Raw genomic sequence first — 16,574 nt, 5'->3', positions numbered from 1 at the left:
TTCAATATCTTCTCCTTTCGGTTGGCTGATTAGGTATCGCGCTAGTTGCTTGAGACTCGATTATCATGTGAGATTAGTTGTTTGAATTTACTTATGCATTATCCTGCTTGACATTTTGCGGTGAATGACGAATTATTAAATGTAAAAAGTACGATAAAGATTAAAAGTAAACGATAAATAATAATCGCTTAAATGTTTTTTTCATCAAAATGAGAACGTCACATGCTTACTTTAAAACGAAAACAATATAAACAAGGCAAATTAAAGCCAGCGTAGCATGTGATTCGAGAACATATAAATCCCTATAGGAACCTCGACCGCAATTTATGTATTCGAGGTTTTTTTATAACCGAAATGGAGCTTCTATGAGTGTTAACTCAACGGTCACCGATAAATCAGCAATGAAAGCATTACTTAAAGGCTCAATTGTTGCTTTGGTTACCCCGTTTAAAAATAATAAAATTGATGAACCAGCATTACGCAACTTGGTGGACTGGCATGTTGCTCAGGGAACGCATGGTATCGTTGCTGTAGGCACGACTGGCGAATGCCCAACACTGTCATTAGAAGAGCATTGTCAGATCCTTGATATCGTGGTTAACCAAGCCGCAGGACGCTTACCGGTTATTGCTGGTGCGGGTTCGAACAATCCGACGGATGCGATCTTATTATCTAATCATGCGCAAGCTGCCGGTGCGATTGCGACGTTACATGTCGCTGGTTATTATAACCGCCCATGTCAGGAAGGTTTATTCCAACACTTTAAAGCGGTTAACGATAACAATGACCTGCCAATCATTGTTTACAATATCCCAGGTCGTGCGATTGTAGATATCCAACCTGAAACATTAGCGCGTATGGCTGAGCTTGAAAATGTGGTCGGCATTAAAGATGCAACAGGTGATCTGTCACGTCCTTGGTTAGAGCGCCAATTAATTAAAGGTGATTTCTCTTTCCTCTCTGGTGATGACTGCACGACGGTTGCTTATAACGTATCTGGCGGTAATGGCCTTATTTCGGTATCAGCTAACGTTGCGCCAAAACTGTATGCACAAGTGCAGGAATTAACGTTTGCGGGTAAATATGTTGAAGCGAGAGAGTTGCAAGATCGTTTGATCACGCTACATAACTTAATGTTTAAAGAAACAAGCCCTGCTGGTGTGAAATATGCGGTATCGCTACTAGGCCTATGTGAGCCTGAGTGCCGTTTACCTGTTATTGAACTTACCCAAGGTACAAAAGACGAAATTCGCGCTGCTATGGTTGAATTAGAGTTGATTTAATTACAGCCATGATAGCGACTACATTGTTAGTCGCATTGATGTGAATAACAAAACGGCGAGCTTAGGCTCGCCGTTTTTGATCTGCAATGTTGATGCTTGATGTTAAGTTACATAGGCAAGTGATTAACGATAGCCGCCTTTTACAGCGCGTACCGCATAAGTTGTTAACGAACTATCATGTTGTCCGAGTGGCATTTCAGTGCCTTTAGAAAAGTCGATAACTCGCGATACCAGATGGCTGTATTCTGCACCTGTTGCACTCCCTTTAAATGGTGTACTTGAATAATAAACACTCGATACTGTATTTGGAAATAGCGTTCTATTAATCGAGGGTTCCGCGCAGCTTCGATCGACGAGTGACAGCCAAAAAATAGCTAAAAAGCTTAACTTTTTAAGTGCATATAAAATCCTTATTATTGCGACGTCAGTAATCCGTTACTGAATAACCATTATTTATTGCTATATAAAGAACCTATCGATAACGATGTTATCGATATGTTAAATTTGGCGTGGCGAGATAGTACCTATAATTTAAACGCCTGAGAAGTGAAAATTGTCATAAATGGCTATAATTATTTTGTTTATGTGTCATTAATTCGTAATTTTAATGATTAATAGTGTGGTTAGTGTGAGTTTATTGATAGAATGTACAAATCAGTAATAGGTATTTAATTGTTTTTACCATTCAAGTTGGGTTGATATGAACTTAAGAGATTTAGAATATCTTGTCGCGTTACAAGAACTGAAGCATTTTAGAAAAGCGGCGGAAAAATGTTTTGTCAGCCAACCGACACTCAGTGGCCAGATCCGTAAGTTAGAAGATGAACTGGATGTGATCTTGATTGAGCGCACATCGAGAAAAGTATTATTCACACCAGCAGGCGATCAAATTGCTGATCAAGCGCGTACCGTATTATTAGAATCTAAAGCCATTAAAGAAATTGCCAAGAGTTATGCTAGTCCAACGGCTGGGGCGATTCATATTGGCTTGATCCCGACCGTTGCACCTTATCTGTTGCCATTGATTGTGCCATCAATGAAACAACAATTCCCTGATTTAGATATGTTCTTGCATGAAAACCAAACCAATGAGTTATTAAAGCAATTGGATGAAGGTGAGTTGGATTGTTTATTATTAGCTTACTTACCAGGCATGGAAAAATACGGTCACATTGAGTTATATAAAGAACCATTAGAGCTAATTATTCCGAGTGGACACCGCTTTAAAGGTCGAGACCGCGTTGATTTATCGGAATTACGCGGCGAAAAAGTACTGATGTTAGAAGATGGTCACTGTCTGCGTGATCAAGCGATGGATTACTGTTTTACAGCGGGTGCTGAAGAAGACCAAAGCTTTAAAGCAACAAGCTTAGAAACACTGCGTCATATGATCGCTGCGGACGCGGGTGTGACATTACTACCACATCTGGCTATTCCACGGACTCGATTCACCGAAGGTGTGGAGTACATTAAATTTGTTGAACCTGAACCAATTCGAAAAATTGTTTTATTATACCGTAAAGGGTCAGTAAGACGTCCTTGCTTTAACGATATCGCGCAAGTCATCAGCAAGCAAGTGATGGCCACGATAGTTTAAAATAGGCCGCATTGTACAAAGGTTGGATATAAAAATGGCGCTGCTTTACAATAAAGTAGCGCCATTTTTTACGTTATGCTAAAACTTAAAACAAGTCATCGAGTGATTCATCTACTGCGCCACTGTTTTCATTGCTGTTATCGATGTCATCAAATGACGAGTCAGCATCTTGATTATTCACGTATTCGGTTGGTTCCGTACCTTTAATAAAGTACTCGAAACGTGCCGTATAGTCGGACTTATGAGTGAGTAACCCAGATTCTCGATCGATACGTACTTGCACTATATTATCCGGTAATACACTTGGACGTTCTGGGACTCCTTTCAGTGCTTTTTGCATGAATTCGATCCAAGCAGGTTGCGCTGTTTTAGCCCCTGCTTCACCACCACTAATTTGGTGTTTATCTAGATTAATGTTGCGAGAAACACGGCCTAACTCACGGCTATGATCATCAAAACCAATCCAGCTTGTCGCTGATAGATCTGGGTTGAAGCCCGAGAACCAGGCGTCTTTAGCCTCGTTTGTTGTACCGGTTTTACCACCAATATCATGTCGTTTCAGTGCCGCCGCCGCACGCCAACCGGTACCATTCCAACCGGTTTTATGACGCCAACTACCACCACCCCAAATCACACTTGCCATCACTTCACGCATCAAGAAAGCATTTTGTTCAGTGATAATTCGTGGCGCTAATTGTGGTGAGCCATAAGCGGCGATATCACATTTTGCGAGTGCATCACCTTCGACGTCTAACCAGTATTCTGGGTTATCAGTGCCTAGTGCAATTTGTTTTTCACATTCTAAACAAGCTTGTTTAGGTGTTGATTGATAAATGATTTCACCATCAACATTCTCAATACGATCAATAAAGTAGGGGTCAACTTTAAAACCACCATTGGCAAATGTTGCGAAAGCAACAGCAACTTCAAGTGGGGTAAGTGATGCAGACCCCAATGATAATGACTCATCGCGAGGTAGCTTGGCTTTTTCAAAACCAAAACGTGTCATGTAATTAATGGCGTTATTTAAACCCACTTGGCGGAAAACACGCACAGACATGACATTTTTTGACTGGGCTAGGCCTAAACGAAAGCGAGTTGGACCATTGTAGGTTGGCGGTGAGTTCTTTGGTCGCCATGCTGTACCAGCGCGTTTATCGAGTTGGTTAATGGGTGCATCATTGATTAGGGTGGCGAGTGTTGCCCCTTGTGCTAAACCTGCGGAATAAACAAATGGTTTGATATTCGAACCTATTTGACGCTCTGCTTGGGTTACACGGTTAAACTTACTTTGCTGATAATTAAAACCACCAACTAAGGCTTCAATAGCACCGTCATTATTATCGATAGCGATAAAGGCTGAACTAGCGTCAGGGATCTGACCTAACATCCATTGTGCAGTTTGTGTCGTAGATTCAGTTGCTGGTTGTGTTGCTAGTGTGTTCGGACGTAATAATACGATATCACCAGCATTAACAATTTCAGCGGCTGTTTGTGGTGCGGGTCCTTGTTTCTTGTCAGAAATAAATGGACGCGCCCATTTTAAACCATCCCAACTTACAGTCACTTGCTCGCCATTTGCCAATAATGCTTCGGCTGTTTGGCCTGTTACTGCGGTAATAACAGCAGGTTTAAGTGGCTTGTAACTTGGTTTATCTTTTAATAATAATAGAATTTCGTCATGGCTAAGTACTTCATCATTAGTCCAAGCTTGGCCTAATGGACCACGATAGCCGTGGCGTAAATCATAATTCAGTAAATTATTAATCAGTGCATTAGTCGCTGCAGTTTGGCGGTCACTTCGTACTGTGGTGTAGACATTTAAACCTTGAGAGTAAGCTTTATCTTCACCGTAGCGTTTAATTATTTCACTGCGCACCATTTCTGCTAAATAAGGGGCTGACAACTCGATTTCTGCGCCGTGATATTTCGCTGTAATCGGCGCGTTATTCGCCTCGTCAAATTGTGCTTTGGTGATATATTGTTCATCTAACATACGCAGCAATACTACATGACGACGAGCTTGAGCACGCTTTGGCGAGCGAATTGGGTTTAACGCTGACGGTGCCTTTGGTAGACCGGCAATGATCGCCATTTGCGCAAGCGTTAATTCGTTTAATGCTTTACCGTAATAAACTTGTGCTGCAGCACCAATACCAAATGAGCGATAGCCCAGTGGGATCTTATTGAGGTATAAAGTTAAGATCTCATCTTTAGAAAGATTTTGTTCGATATGCCAAGCTAAAAATATTTCTTTAATCTTACGAATAAAGGTTTTTTCGCGGGTTAAAAAGAAATTTCTTGCCACCTGTTGGGTGATTGTACTTGCGCCTTGCTTACGTTCGCCAGTCATGATCATGACAGTTGCTGCGCGGACAATACCGATAGGATCTATACCTGGATGGCTGTAAAAACGGCTATCCTCGGTGGCCAAAAATGCATTGATCATTAATGGTGGTACGTCATCAATTTCAATGGGAATACGACGTTTCTCACCAAATTGAGAGATCAATTTGCCATCCTGGCTAAAGACCTTCATTGGGGTTTGTAGTTGCATTGTTTTTAAGGTTGTTACATCAGGCAGTTCTGGCTTGATGCTGAAATAAAGTGCAATGATACTACCTACACCGAGCAGTCCGCTGACCAATAAAAATACGGATAATCGTTTAATCCATTTCACAATAATGCTCACAATAATTTCTTAATAATCGATCATTATATCTCTGTTTTGTGAAATAGTACGAGTTCTTTATGATAGACCTCAGAGATTTAAATCTGTATGCTTTGTGTTTAACAAGTATTTAACAATCATTTAACAAAGATGGACGTCATTGTTATTACATAGAGTTGAAGATCATTATGCTAAAGCTGTTTAAAAGGAATCAGACAGTGGCAATGATCGGAGTTGATTTTGGATCATCTTCCGTAAAAGCCCTCGCGCTGTCTAAGCGAACAGAGCATTATGTGGTAGATATGGTTTCAGAGGTAGCAACGCCAAAAGGATGTGTCGTTGATCACCAATTACAAGATATAGAAGCATTAACTAATGTCTTGCAACAGGTGCGTGAAGATTTTCCTTTCCGCTATAAACAAGCTGCAACTGCCGTATCTGGCACAAATGTCATTACAAAAATTATTTATGTTGATATCGACCTTTCTGGTCCTGAGCTGGAAATGCATATTGAATTGGAAGCGGAAAGTTTAATTCCTTTTCCACTTGATGAAATCAGCCTCGATTTTGAAATATTAGGTATCAATGATAATAACCCAGGCAAGCACAATGTGTTATTGAGCGCGACTCGCACGGAAAGCGTAACGTCATTAGCAGGCTGCCTAGAAGAGAATAATTTTATCCCGAAAATTGTTGATGTCGCGGCGCATGCATTAGCGCGATCTCATGATCTGTATTTACGTTTAGCGGATTTACAAGATGATAGCAAAGTGGTTGCTGCGATTGATATTGGCACTAACATGACCATTTTTTCAATGTTGCATCAGGGGGTATCAATTTATTCTCGAGTACAAAATTTTGGTGGCGAAAACTATACCCGCACTATTAGCGATCATTATACGTTGAAACGCGATGAAGCTGAAAAACTGAAACTCGCTCAGCAATTACCGCTTGATTACGATATTGATGTATTAGCGCCTTATGTTACTGCGTGTATGCAACAGATCCGCCGCAATGTGCAGCTGTTTACTAACTCAGGTACCTTACAAAAAATTGATATGATCACCCTCAGTGGTGGTTCGGCACTTATCGTGGAACTCGCTCAGCAAGTTGAGGACGAGCTGGGCATCATGACTCGTGTTGCAAACCCATTTTCGCAGTTTGAGTACGCTGAAGACGTTGAAGATAAAGAGCGTTTGATCGCTAACGGACCGCGCTATATGGTTGCTCTTGGTTTAGCGATGAGGGCGTTATAATGTCAAATATTAATTTATTACCCTGGCGTGAAGCCGAGAAAAAACTGAGGCTACAAGGTTTCTATACCTTAACTGGCATTAGTCTTGGTGCGACCTTATTGGTCATGATCATATTGAATATGGTGATTGGCAGCTTTATTGATAATCAAAAACAACGTAATGCACTGCTGATGCAAGAGATGCAAGTTATTGATGTTAAGTTAGGTAAAATTAAAGAGTTACGTGGGCGCAAAGATAAACTGCAAGAACGTATTGATTTAATTCAGAGTCTACAGCGCAGCCGCAATACACCCACTGAACTGATGAATACCTTGCCACAGCTTGTTCCTGCAGGTGTAAATCTCGCTAAATTAACGTTTAAAAATGACATTATTAAGATTAATGGCACCAGTGATTCGAATACGCGTCTGGCGGTATTGTTGCGTAATATTGAGGAATCAAATTGGCTTAGAGACGGTAATTTAGACTCTATTGTGGCTTTATCGGAAGGCGAGGGTAATCGCTTTGAAATGCGATTCTCGGTAACACCTATGCTGAAGGATGAGGGCAACTAAGATGAACCTACAAGAAATTAATGAACTGGATCTTGAAGACCTAGGAAATTGGCCACAACCAGCAAAGATTGCCACGAATATTATGTTGTCAGTATTAATTGCGGGATTATTTTATTGGCTATTCATCGCATCATCGCTACAAGCCCTAGAAAATGTTGAAAAGAAAGAATCAAGTTTAAGATTACAGTTTGAAGCCAAAGCTAGCCTTGCTGGTAATTTAGGTTTGTATACTGAGCAAATGTCAGAGATGGAAAATTTATTTAATCACATGCTGAGGCAGCTGCCATCAAAAAGTGAGACAGCAGGCTTGCTCGACGATTTGAGCTATATTGGCCAGCATAACGGCTTGCAACTACGTAAATTTAAATGGTTGCAGGAAGTAAAGCGAGATTTCTCTTATGAAGTACCGGTCAGTTTAGAAGTTATCGGCACCTTTCATCAGCTTGGACAATTTACCAGTGATATTGCCGCGTTACCAAGGATTGTGACGCTAGAAGATTTCATGATTACTAAGCTGCAAGGGGAATTGCTCAAAGTGAATATGATTGCCCGTACTTATCGCTATAAGGGGGAAAAATGACACGATTAACGAGTTTAGTTTTTTTATCTTTGATGGTAACGGGTTGTACTGCGGATAATCAGGATTTGGTAAATTACATCAATGATATAAAGGCACGTAAAACAACCTTAATTGAAAATGTACCCGATATGGAAAGTTTTGTGGCGTTGCATTATTCGGAGACGGGAGCTCGTAACCCATTTTCGAATCCTCGTCCTGAATCGGTAAAAGCAGAAACACCGTTTCCACAGAATTGTCCGCAACCAAATTTTGCGCGGATTAAAGGGCCGCTAGAAACCTATTCATTAGATAACTTAAATATGCACGGTACTCTAGGTAGTGAGGACCACCTTTGGGGCCTAATAAGAGCAAGTTCGGGAGAGATATTCCGAGTTTCACCGGGTGATTATATTGGACTTAATCACGGTGAGATACTCGACATAACCAAAAATTATATCGAATTATCGGAGTTGATATTAACGGGTAAGGGTTGTTGGCAAGTTCGCACAACACAAATACCGCTTAGTAGCCAAGACACTTAGCAGATAAGCAACCGTTAATATTAACTGGGATAATGTTAATAGTAGCTAAGACAAACAGTTAAGCCATTTTCAGGGACGATGAAATGACTAAATCATATATAAGATGTACCAATATCGTGAAGGTATTGGTTTTATGTACCACACTTTTATGTTCTGCTTTCAGTTTTGCGGAACCACAATTAAGACAAATCCATTTAAACTCGTTAGCCGAGGGACAACTCGAGCTTGAGTTAGAGTTTAGTGAAAATGTGGTCGAGTACGCAGATAAATTACAATATTCACCACATCAATTGGTGATCCTCGTGCCAGACGCTAGCTCGACGTTGTTACTTAACCCTGTGGTTATCGAGCAAGGTGATGTATTAAACGTGGCTGCAGAACGTGTCGATTTAGGCCTTAAAATCACCATCGCTTTAGATGAACTCGTACCCTATCAAATTGTGCAAAGTGGCAATAGTTTAATCGCTACTTTTGGATTGCTAAGTAGTGATGTGATTGTACCTGAAGTGGCTGACCGTCGTATAGACAGCGGTAGTTTAGTGCTTGCTGTCGAGCCAAGTGTTCCTACAGCAGGCAATAGTGCTGTATTGCCTGCTGTGTCTGCGGTTGACAGTAACATTGATAATAGCGATGTGCCTGCCGCAACTGTTAGTCCCTCTTTACTTGCAACCAAAGATGGCCGTCAAGTGACGGTTCAGTCCCCTAAGATAGAAGATATCGTGCCAATTGAGGACGATGAAGAAGAGGATTTTAGTGGCTTTGTAAACCAGGTACGCGGAATCGATTTCCGTACCGGTAACGATGGTAGCGGTAAATTAATACTGACGATGAAAAATAGTTCGATGGCTGTTGATATTCAGCGTAAAGGCAACAAATTAATCGCCGAATTTCATAGTACGGCTATTTTAAAAAAATTACTCTATATTTTAGATGTGGCTGATTTTGGTACGCCAGTAACTGCAATTGAAACGTTTCACGATGAAGGTGTGACTGCATTTGAGTTAGAGATCAGTGATGACTTTAATTATCGCTATGATCAAGCGGATAATATTTTTGTGATTGAAGTTACTAAAAAAGATCCTGATGAAAAAACCAGTAAATATCAAGGGCAAGCAATTTCACTGAACTTCCAGGATATTCCTGTGCGTACGGTATTGCAGTTAATCGCTGATTTTAATGAGTTTAACTTGGTGACCACGGATTCAGTGAATGGTAATATCACCCTGCGTTTAGATAGTGTGCCATGGGAACAAGCGCTTGATATCGTAATGAAAGTTAAGGGGCTGAGTAAACAGCTTGATGGTAATGTATTGATGGTTGCCCCTGCCGATGAGCTTGCAGCATTAGAGCGTCGTGACCTTGTCAGTAAGAAAGAAGTAGAGGACTTAGCTGAATTACAGTCGGAGTTTATGCAAATTAGCTTTGCAAAAGCGGCTGATATAACAAAGCTTTTGTCACAAAAAGATTCCAGTCTGTTATCATCACGCGGTACGGTCAGTTTTGACGAGCGTACTAACACTGTATTAATTAAAGATACGGCTACCGTTATTGCCAATGTGAAGCGTATTATTGAGGTCCTTGACGTACCTGTACGCCAAGTCATCATTGAAGCTAGAATGGTTTCAGTGGTTGATAATCTCGATGATGAGCTCGGTGTTCGCTGGGGTTTTAGCGGCAGTACTGATATTGGTAGTGGCTTTGGTTTATCATCAGGCTCTATCGAAGGTAATGATTCTTTGGCCGGTGGTAGTGTGCCAGCTATTGGTGATCGCCTTAATGTGAATCTACCCGTCGCATCACCTGCGGGGTCGATAGCGTTTCAGATTGCAGATTTAGCTAATGGTCAAATACTTGATTTAGAGCTCTCTGCATTAGAAGCAGAACAAAAAGCAGAAGTGATCGCAAGTCCAAGAATTACCACCACAGACCAAAAGTCAGCGTATATTGAGCAAGGTACGGAAATTCCGTATGTTGAATCAAGTTCAAGTGGTGCTACTTCTATCGCCTTTAAAAAAGCGGTATTGGGTTTGCAAGTAACACCGCATATTACGCCGGACAATAAAATCATCTTAGATTTGAAAATAAATCAAGATACCCGTGGTGAGGATGTGAAAACAGTGGGTGGCGAAGCAGTATCGATCGATACCCAAGTTATTAGCACTCAAGTCTTGGTTGAAAATGGCGAAACTGTGGTGTTAGGTGGTATCTTTAAGCATGAAATTAAAAAGATTGTAACGAAAGTTCCGGTTCTCGGTGATATCCCTTGGTTAGGTGTATTGTTCCGCAGTACTAAGAATATTAATCAAAAACGAGAGCTGTTAATCTTCGTTACACCAAAAGTGGTAGTGGATACGTTGTAACCTACCTTTGACAAAAGGCCGCAAAAACTATATAAATAGCGGTCTTTTTCTGCCTGAAATGTCATCACCTGGTTTTTTCACCGGGTGTTGCTGATTTTGGCTATTGCCAAAATGTCTCATCACTGGTTATTGCAACCAAGAGGACGTTTTATAGGTAGGTCTGGTGCCCCTAAGAAAAGGGTGTTATTACTTTAGATTTATTGAAGAGTTAAAATGGCTGAAAAACGTAATATATTCCTAATAGGCCCAATGGGCGCAGGTAAAAGCACAATTGGTCGTCAACTAGCGAGCCAACTGCATTTAGACTTTATCGATTCGGATCATGAAATTGAACGCCGCACTGGTGCTGACATTTCATGGGTTTTCGATGTTGAAGGTGAAGCTGGTTTCCGAGTACGTGAAGCGGAAGTTATTGACGATCTAACGCAAGAGCAAGGTATTGTGTTAGCAACGGGCGGTGGCTCAATTTTAAGTAAAGAAAGTCGTAACTACCTTTCTGCTCGTGGCGTAGTTGTTTATTTAGAAACAACTATTGATAAGCAGTTGGTAAGAACGTCACGCGATAAGCGTCGTCCTTTACTACAAACTGAAGAACCACGTGATGTTCTGGAAACATTAGCTGATGATCGTAATCCTTTGTATGAAGAAATTGCTGATTTCACAGTTAAAACAGATGAGCAAAGCGCTAAAATTGTTGCAAATCAGATTATAAAGTTACTAGATTTTTAATTGAGGTCACATGGAAAGGTTAACTGTTGAACTGGGTGAGCGGAGCTACCCTATTTATATTGGTGAAAGCGTATTAACGCAAGCAGAGCAATTTAAGTCTGCAATAACAACCAATAAAGTCGTCGTGATATCAAACGATACGGTTGCACCGTTGTATTTACAACGCGTTCAAGCATTGTTACATGACTATGAATTTGACAGTATTATTCTTTCTGACGGTGAGCAATTTAAAACCTTAGATACTTTAAATGAAATATTTACCGCGCTACTGCGTGAGAATTGTGGACGTGATACCACGTTGATTGCTCTCGGTGGTGGTGTTATTGGTGACATGGTTGGCTTTGCAGCCGCCTGTTACCAACGCGGTATCCCCTTTATCCAGATCCCGACGACTGTGTTGAGTCAAGTTGATTCCTCGGTTGGCGGTAAAACGGCAGTTAACCACCCTCTGGGTAAAAACATGATTGGCGCTTTTTATCAGCCCAATGCTGTTTTTATTGATACGGATTGTTTAGCTACCTTGCCTCGACGCGAACTGGCGGCTGGTATGGCTGAAGTTATTAAGTACGGCATTATTTATGATGCTGACTTCTTTACTTGGCTAGAAGACAACATGACGGCACTGATGGCGCTTGATACCGTGGCATTAGAATATGCAATTTATCGCTGTTGTGAAATTAAAGCTGAAATTGTGGCTATTGATGAAAAAGAACAAGGATTACGTGCGTTGTTAAACCTTGGTCACACCTATGGTCATGCTATTGAAGCTGAAATGGGGTATGGCGTTTGGTTGCACGGTGAAGCCGTTGCAGCGGGTATGATCATGGCTGCACAGACATCGGCAGCAATGGGATTATTGACTGCAGCGCAAGTTACACGTATCGCAACGCTCATTACAGCGGCGGAATTACCGTTACTGGCACCAGCAGAAATGGATTTTGATGCATTTATGCAACACATGAAGCGTGACAAAAAAGTCCTTAATGGTCAATTACGTTTCATCCTGCCAACTTCAATAGGCAGTGCTGAAGTGTTATCGACAGTAACAGAAAACACATTACGTGATGTGGTTAACTTCCATAATCAGGCGGACTCTAGTGCACTATTCAGTTCAAACTGAAATTTATTCTCAAACGCAGCTGAGTGAACGGCTGCGTCATCTCACACAATTCTCTTCACATTTATTATTCGTAAGCGGTGCTATCGGTTCTGGTAAATCAACAGTATTACGGCATCATGTAGAATCAGATTTAAATCAGAACACAATTACGCTTGATGCACAGCAGTGTCATGATGATGCGGCATTGCGAACGTTATTATTACAACAGATTAGTTATGATGGTCGTTTTAATCGCCATATTCCACTGGTTGATAGCTTAGCGCTGTTTACGCAGGAGCTCGGCTATGAGCTGACGGTCTGTATTGATAATGCAATGGCCTTGTCGGCTGCTAGCATTGCTGAGTTTGCACAACTAGTAGAACTAAGCCTTAATAATAGAATTAGTATTAAAGTAAATATCATTTTATTTGCAGAAACTCAGTGGGTTGATATAACCATGCTGCAGTTTGCAAAATCAGCAACCAATGTATTGGAGTTGGAAATGACGGAACTTGATCCGCAAGCCGCAGTAAAATTTGTAGAGCAACAGTTTAATAACGCCGGTTATAAGCCTACATTCGTCAATCAGGACGCGATTAATCGTCAAATAGAAGCCTGTCAGGGTAATCCTGGCGAGTTAACGAAATGTGCGCAGGCGATTATGCAGGGTCAGGTATATAGTCCTGATTCAGGCGTGGCTGACGTAGCAAGTAAATCAACAAAGAAAGTGAATAAGTCCTTCTATTTAGCCGGTATTATTGCTGGGCTATTATTGCTGGGTAGTGCCGGGTCATTTTTATATGATGCTTATCAGACAGAGCTGCAAGCGGCTGATAGCATGGCAGACGGTTCGTTACAGAGTGATTTAGACGATGTAGTGATGACTGGTGCTGTTACTGATAGCAATAGTACAGGGATTGATGCTGAAACAGATAGCAATACCAGCAGTGATGCGATTGATATGAGTGCTCCGCAAATGTTGGCGAGTGATTGGGATGATGAGATGCCGACTGAAATAGGTCAAACGATTACTCTCACCGCTCCCGGCGTTGAAAAATCGGCAGTGGCGACTCAGAAACAACGTGTGGTGATTGATGATGCTGCGGTTAATAAGATGTTAGCGAAGCAAAATGCAGCCAATCCAAGTGCCGTGGTGGATAGTAAAGCGGATATCAATGAGGCTCATCGTGGCGTCATTGAAGCCGTGAAAAGTACGCCAAAATTAATCGCCGGCAAAGCGTGGGTGATGGCGCAACCGGCGAAAAACTATACATTTCAAATAGCGGGTTTAAGCCGTGAGGCACAGCTAAAACAATATTTAAGCGAGAATAAATTATCTGAAAATATCTGGACCTATCAAACAGTGCGAAATAGCAAACCTTGGTATGTCGTTCTTTACGGTAGTTTTAGCAGTGTTGAACAAGCTAATGCAGCAAAGCTCAAATTACCAGCAGCGGTACAAAAAGATAAACCGTGGTTAAAGCGATTCACCCAGATACAAAGAGATTTATAAAAAAACAGCGCAATTTAGCTGTAATCCATGTACAATCGGCCCCCTTTTATTTAGCGGTATAAGTCACAAAATGCAGAAAACGCGAGCCTTCTTAAAATGGGCCGGAGGTAAGTATTCTCTGGTTGATCATCTACGTGAAAAATTACCGAAAGGTAAGCGTTTAGTTGAACCGTTTGTGGGTGCTGCGTCAGTATTTTTAAATACTGACTATGACGAATACCTGTTAAATGATATTAATCCTGATTTGATTAATATGTATAAGATCCTGCAGGAAAAACCAGAACAATTTATTGCCGATGCGCAGCGTTTCTTTACCCCTGAATTTAATGATAAAGAACGCTATTATAAAATTCGTGAAAAATTTAATAAAACCACCAACCCTTATCAGCGTTCATTGATGTTCTTGTATATGAATCGCCATGGTTTTAATGGCTTATGTCGTTATAACAAATCAGGCGGCTTTAATGTGCCTTTTGGTTCTTACAAAAAACCGTACTTCCCATTAAAAGAGTTACGTTTCTTTGCTGAGAAATCGAAAAAAGCCACGTTCATTTGTGAGTCATATTCAGATGTTTATAAGCGTTTAGAGAGTGATGATGTGGTTTATTGTGATCCCCCGTATGCACCATTAAGCACAACAGCTAGTTTTACCTCGTATGCGGCGAATGGTTTTAGTCTTGATGATCAAGCTTTACTGGCTAAAGTGTCACGTGAAACTGCAAAAGATAGAAATATTCCGGTATTGATTTCGAATCATGATATTCCGTTAACACGTGAACTTTATCATGGCTCAACATTTGAAGTGGTACAGGTAAAACGTACAATTAGCCGCAATGCGGGTAAACGTAACAAAGTTGACGAGCTACTCGCTCTTTATCGTTAAACCACGCTTATTGTCGAGAATCGCTCTACATACCTCGCTCAATCCTCAGTTGTCAGTATTAATCTGGTTTTATTATTTTACCCTAGGGGCTAACTTAGGGTAAGATTTACGCAGAGTAATGGAATAACAACAACTGAGAGCATGCCAAATGAAAAACTTTCTGATTGCCCCTTCTATTTTATCGGCTAATTTTGCTAGCTTAGGTCAAGAAGTAGATGCTGTTCTGGCCGCTGGTGCCGACGTCATCCACTTTGATGTGATGGATAATCACTATGTACCAAACCTCACAATAGGTCCTATGATCTGTAAGGCGTTACGTGATCATGGTGTTACCGCTCCTATTGATGTGCATTTAATGGTACGCCCTGTCGATCATATGATTAATGAGTTTGCTAAAGCGGGCGCAACAATGATTACTTTTCATGCGGAAGCGTCTGATCATGTCGACCGCTCTTTGCAACTAATTAAAGAACACGGCTTAAAGGCGGGCTTAGTATTTAATCCTGCTACGCCGTTACATCACTTAGATTACGTGATGGATAAGTTGGATATGATCCTGCTGATGTCAGTAAACCCTGGTTTTGGTGGTCAAAGTTTTATTCCTGCGACATTACAAAAATTACGCGATGTACGTAAATTAATTGATGCCAGCGGTCGCGATATTATTCTCGAGATTGATGGTGGCGTTAAAGTAGATAATATTCGTGAAATTGCAGAAGCGGGTGCCGACATGTTTGTAGCGGGCTCTGCGATTTACGGCCAAGCAGACTATAAAAAAGTCATTGATGAAATGCGTTCGGAGTTAGAAAAAGCCAATGTTTAAGCTTATTTGTTTTGATTTAGACGGTACCCTTGTTGATAGTGTGCCAGATTTAGCAGCTGCAGTTAATTGTATGCTGAGTGATTTTGATCGTGCTCATTTTTCGGAAGATGAAGTACGTGGTTGGGTTGGCAATGGCGCACAAGTATTAGTACAGCGCGCATTGTCTGGCAATGTAAATATTGCTGATGATATTGACCCTGCATTATTTAATGATGCATTGGCATCATTTTTAAAGCACTATTCTGCGAATGTTTACACACACAGCGTGTTGTACCCAAATGTGAAAGAAACTTTAACTGCATTGCACGATGCTGGTTTTAAACTTGCAATCGTAACCAACAAGCCGATGGTGCAAACTACGCCAGTGCTTGAATTATCTGGTATTAGTGAGCTCTTTGAAGTGGTATTAGGTGGTGATTCACTCGCTGAGAAAAAACCGAATCCATTACCGCTATTACATTGTTTAGCACATTATCAATTAACGCCAGCAGATGCGTTAATGGTTGGTGATTCTAAGAATGATATTATAGCTGCACAAGCGGCTAACTTTACTAGCTTTGGCTTAACTTATGGTTACAACTACGGTATTCCAATTAGCGACAGTAATCCTGATTTTGTTGCCGATGATATCAGTGAGTTACTATCTGCGGTTAAATTAAAGTCGTAAGTTGAAGTAGTCGACTTACCTTGCGTAATGACATCAAA

Annotated in this window: 14 protein-coding genes; 13 read left to right on the top strand and 1 reads right to left on the bottom strand. The window is 41.0% G+C overall.

Annotation, left to right across the window (positions count from 1 at the left end):
* Positions 1-365: 365 nt before the first annotated feature.
* Both dapA and oxyR read left to right on the top strand, forming a co-directional pair.
* A complete protein-coding gene (gene dapA / locus JFU56_RS14955; RefSeq protein ID WP_198438089.1) occupies positions 366-1,283 on the top strand; it encodes a 4-hydroxy-tetrahydrodipicolinate synthase in 918 nt (305 codons plus the stop codon).
* A 700-nt stretch (positions 1,284-1,983) separates the two neighbouring features.
* Positions 1,984-2,880: a DNA-binding transcriptional regulator OxyR gene (gene oxyR / locus JFU56_RS14950; protein WP_198438088.1), complete on the top strand. Its 897-nt coding sequence runs from the start codon at positions 1,984-1,986 to the stop codon at positions 2,878-2,880.
* A gap of 85 nt (positions 2,881-2,965) precedes the next feature.
* Here oxyR and JFU56_RS14945 read toward each other — a convergent pair whose 3' ends face one another.
* The gene (locus tag JFU56_RS14945) at positions 2,966-5,560 is read right to left on the bottom strand and encodes a penicillin-binding protein 1A (RefSeq protein ID WP_198438201.1); all 2,595 of its coding nucleotides are present in this window, start codon (positions 5,558-5,560) and stop codon (positions 2,966-2,968) included.
* Positions 5,561-5,775: 215 nt separating this feature from the next.
* On the opposite strand from JFU56_RS14945, the gene pilM reads away from it, so the two are divergent.
* The 11 genes from pilM (at position 5,776) to JFU56_RS14890 (ending at position 16,536) form a co-directional block, all read left to right on the top strand.
* Positions 5,776-6,807, top strand: a complete 1,032-nt coding sequence (pilM, locus tag JFU56_RS14940; RefSeq protein WP_242065978.1) for a type IV pilus assembly protein PilM — start codon at positions 5,776-5,778, stop codon at positions 6,805-6,807.
* A complete protein-coding gene (locus JFU56_RS14935; protein ID WP_198438086.1) occupies positions 6,807-7,361 on the top strand; it encodes a PilN domain-containing protein in 555 nt (184 codons plus the stop codon). Before pilM ends, JFU56_RS14935 begins: the two co-directional genes overlap by 1 nt.
* A gap of 1 nt (position 7,362) precedes the next feature.
* A complete protein-coding gene (locus tag JFU56_RS14930) occupies positions 7,363-7,941 on the top strand; it encodes a type 4a pilus biogenesis protein PilO (RefSeq protein ID WP_198438085.1) in 579 nt (192 codons plus the stop codon).
* Positions 7,938-8,462 (top strand): pilus assembly protein PilP, encoded by a 525-nt coding sequence (locus tag JFU56_RS14925; RefSeq protein WP_198438084.1) that lies wholly within the window; start codon positions 7,938-7,940, stop codon positions 8,460-8,462. Before JFU56_RS14930 ends, JFU56_RS14925 begins: the two co-directional genes overlap by 4 nt.
* 83 nt (positions 8,463-8,545) lie before the next feature.
* Positions 8,546-10,822 carry a type IV pilus secretin PilQ gene (locus JFU56_RS14920; RefSeq protein WP_198438083.1) on the top strand — a complete coding sequence of 759 codons (2,277 nt, stop codon included), beginning with the start codon at positions 8,546-8,548 and terminating at the stop codon, positions 10,820-10,822.
* A 213-nt stretch (positions 10,823-11,035) separates the two neighbouring features.
* Positions 11,036-11,551 (top strand): shikimate kinase AroK, encoded by a 516-nt coding sequence (gene aroK / locus JFU56_RS14915; RefSeq protein WP_017221787.1) that lies wholly within the window; start codon positions 11,036-11,038, stop codon positions 11,549-11,551.
* A 10-nt stretch (positions 11,552-11,561) separates the two neighbouring features.
* A complete protein-coding gene (gene aroB, locus JFU56_RS14910) occupies positions 11,562-12,671 on the top strand; it encodes a 3-dehydroquinate synthase (RefSeq protein WP_198438082.1) in 1,110 nt (369 codons plus the stop codon).
* Positions 12,649-14,163: an SPOR domain-containing protein gene (locus JFU56_RS14905; protein ID WP_198438081.1), complete on the top strand. Its 1,515-nt coding sequence runs from the start codon at positions 12,649-12,651 to the stop codon at positions 14,161-14,163. The genes aroB and JFU56_RS14905 overlap by 23 nt, the downstream gene beginning before the upstream one ends.
* A 70-nt stretch (positions 14,164-14,233) precedes the next feature.
* Positions 14,234-15,046 carry a Dam family site-specific DNA-(adenine-N6)-methyltransferase gene (locus tag JFU56_RS14900; RefSeq protein WP_198438080.1) on the top strand — a complete coding sequence of 271 codons (813 nt, stop codon included), beginning with the start codon at positions 14,234-14,236 and terminating at the stop codon, positions 15,044-15,046.
* 148 nt (positions 15,047-15,194) lie between these two features.
* Positions 15,195-15,869 carry a ribulose-phosphate 3-epimerase gene (gene rpe / locus JFU56_RS14895; RefSeq protein ID WP_019443236.1) on the top strand — a complete coding sequence of 225 codons (675 nt, stop codon included), beginning with the start codon at positions 15,195-15,197 and terminating at the stop codon, positions 15,867-15,869.
* Positions 15,862-16,536, top strand: coding sequence for a phosphoglycolate phosphatase (locus JFU56_RS14890; protein ID WP_198438079.1), 675 nt, complete (start codon positions 15,862-15,864; stop codon positions 16,534-16,536). The genes rpe and JFU56_RS14890 overlap by 8 nt, the downstream gene beginning before the upstream one ends.
* Positions 16,537-16,574: the final 38 nt, after the last annotated feature.

The organism is Moritella sp. F3, assembly GCF_015082335.1.
Taxonomy (GTDB): domain Bacteria; phylum Pseudomonadota; class Gammaproteobacteria; order Enterobacterales; family Moritellaceae; genus Moritella.
Note: the sequence above shows the minus strand (reverse complement) of the source record. Positions and strands in the feature narration are given on the sequence as shown.

What these genes read in the sequence shown, in the direction of transcription:
- JFU56_RS14900 (WP_198438080.1), top strand. Translation starts at nt 14,234, where the DNA reads ATGCAGAAAACGCGAGCCTTCTTAAAATGGGCCGGAGGTAAGTATTCT.
- JFU56_RS14935 (WP_198438086.1), top strand. Translation starts at nt 6,807, where the DNA reads ATGTCAAATATTAATTTATTACCCTGGCGTGAAGCCGAGAAAAAACTG.
- pilM (WP_242065978.1), top strand. Translation starts at nt 5,776, where the DNA reads ATGATCGGAGTTGATTTTGGATCATCTTCCGTAAAAGCCCTCGCGCTG.
- JFU56_RS14920 (WP_198438083.1), top strand. Translation starts at nt 8,546, where the DNA reads ATGACTAAATCATATATAAGATGTACCAATATCGTGAAGGTATTGGTT.
- oxyR (WP_198438088.1), top strand. Translation starts at nt 1,984, where the DNA reads ATGAACTTAAGAGATTTAGAATATCTTGTCGCGTTACAAGAACTGAAG.
- JFU56_RS14890 (WP_198438079.1), top strand. Translation starts at nt 15,862, where the DNA reads ATGTTTAAGCTTATTTGTTTTGATTTAGACGGTACCCTTGTTGATAGT.
- aroB (WP_198438082.1), top strand. Translation starts at nt 11,562, where the DNA reads ATGGAAAGGTTAACTGTTGAACTGGGTGAGCGGAGCTACCCTATTTAT.
- JFU56_RS14925 (WP_198438084.1), top strand. Translation starts at nt 7,938, where the DNA reads ATGACACGATTAACGAGTTTAGTTTTTTTATCTTTGATGGTAACGGGT.
- aroK (WP_017221787.1), top strand. Translation starts at nt 11,036, where the DNA reads ATGGCTGAAAAACGTAATATATTCCTAATAGGCCCAATGGGCGCAGGT.
- dapA (WP_198438089.1), top strand. Translation starts at nt 366, where the DNA reads ATGAGTGTTAACTCAACGGTCACCGATAAATCAGCAATGAAAGCATTA.
- JFU56_RS14930 (WP_198438085.1), top strand. Translation starts at nt 7,363, where the DNA reads ATGAACCTACAAGAAATTAATGAACTGGATCTTGAAGACCTAGGAAAT.
- rpe (WP_019443236.1), top strand. Translation starts at nt 15,195, where the DNA reads ATGAAAAACTTTCTGATTGCCCCTTCTATTTTATCGGCTAATTTTGCT.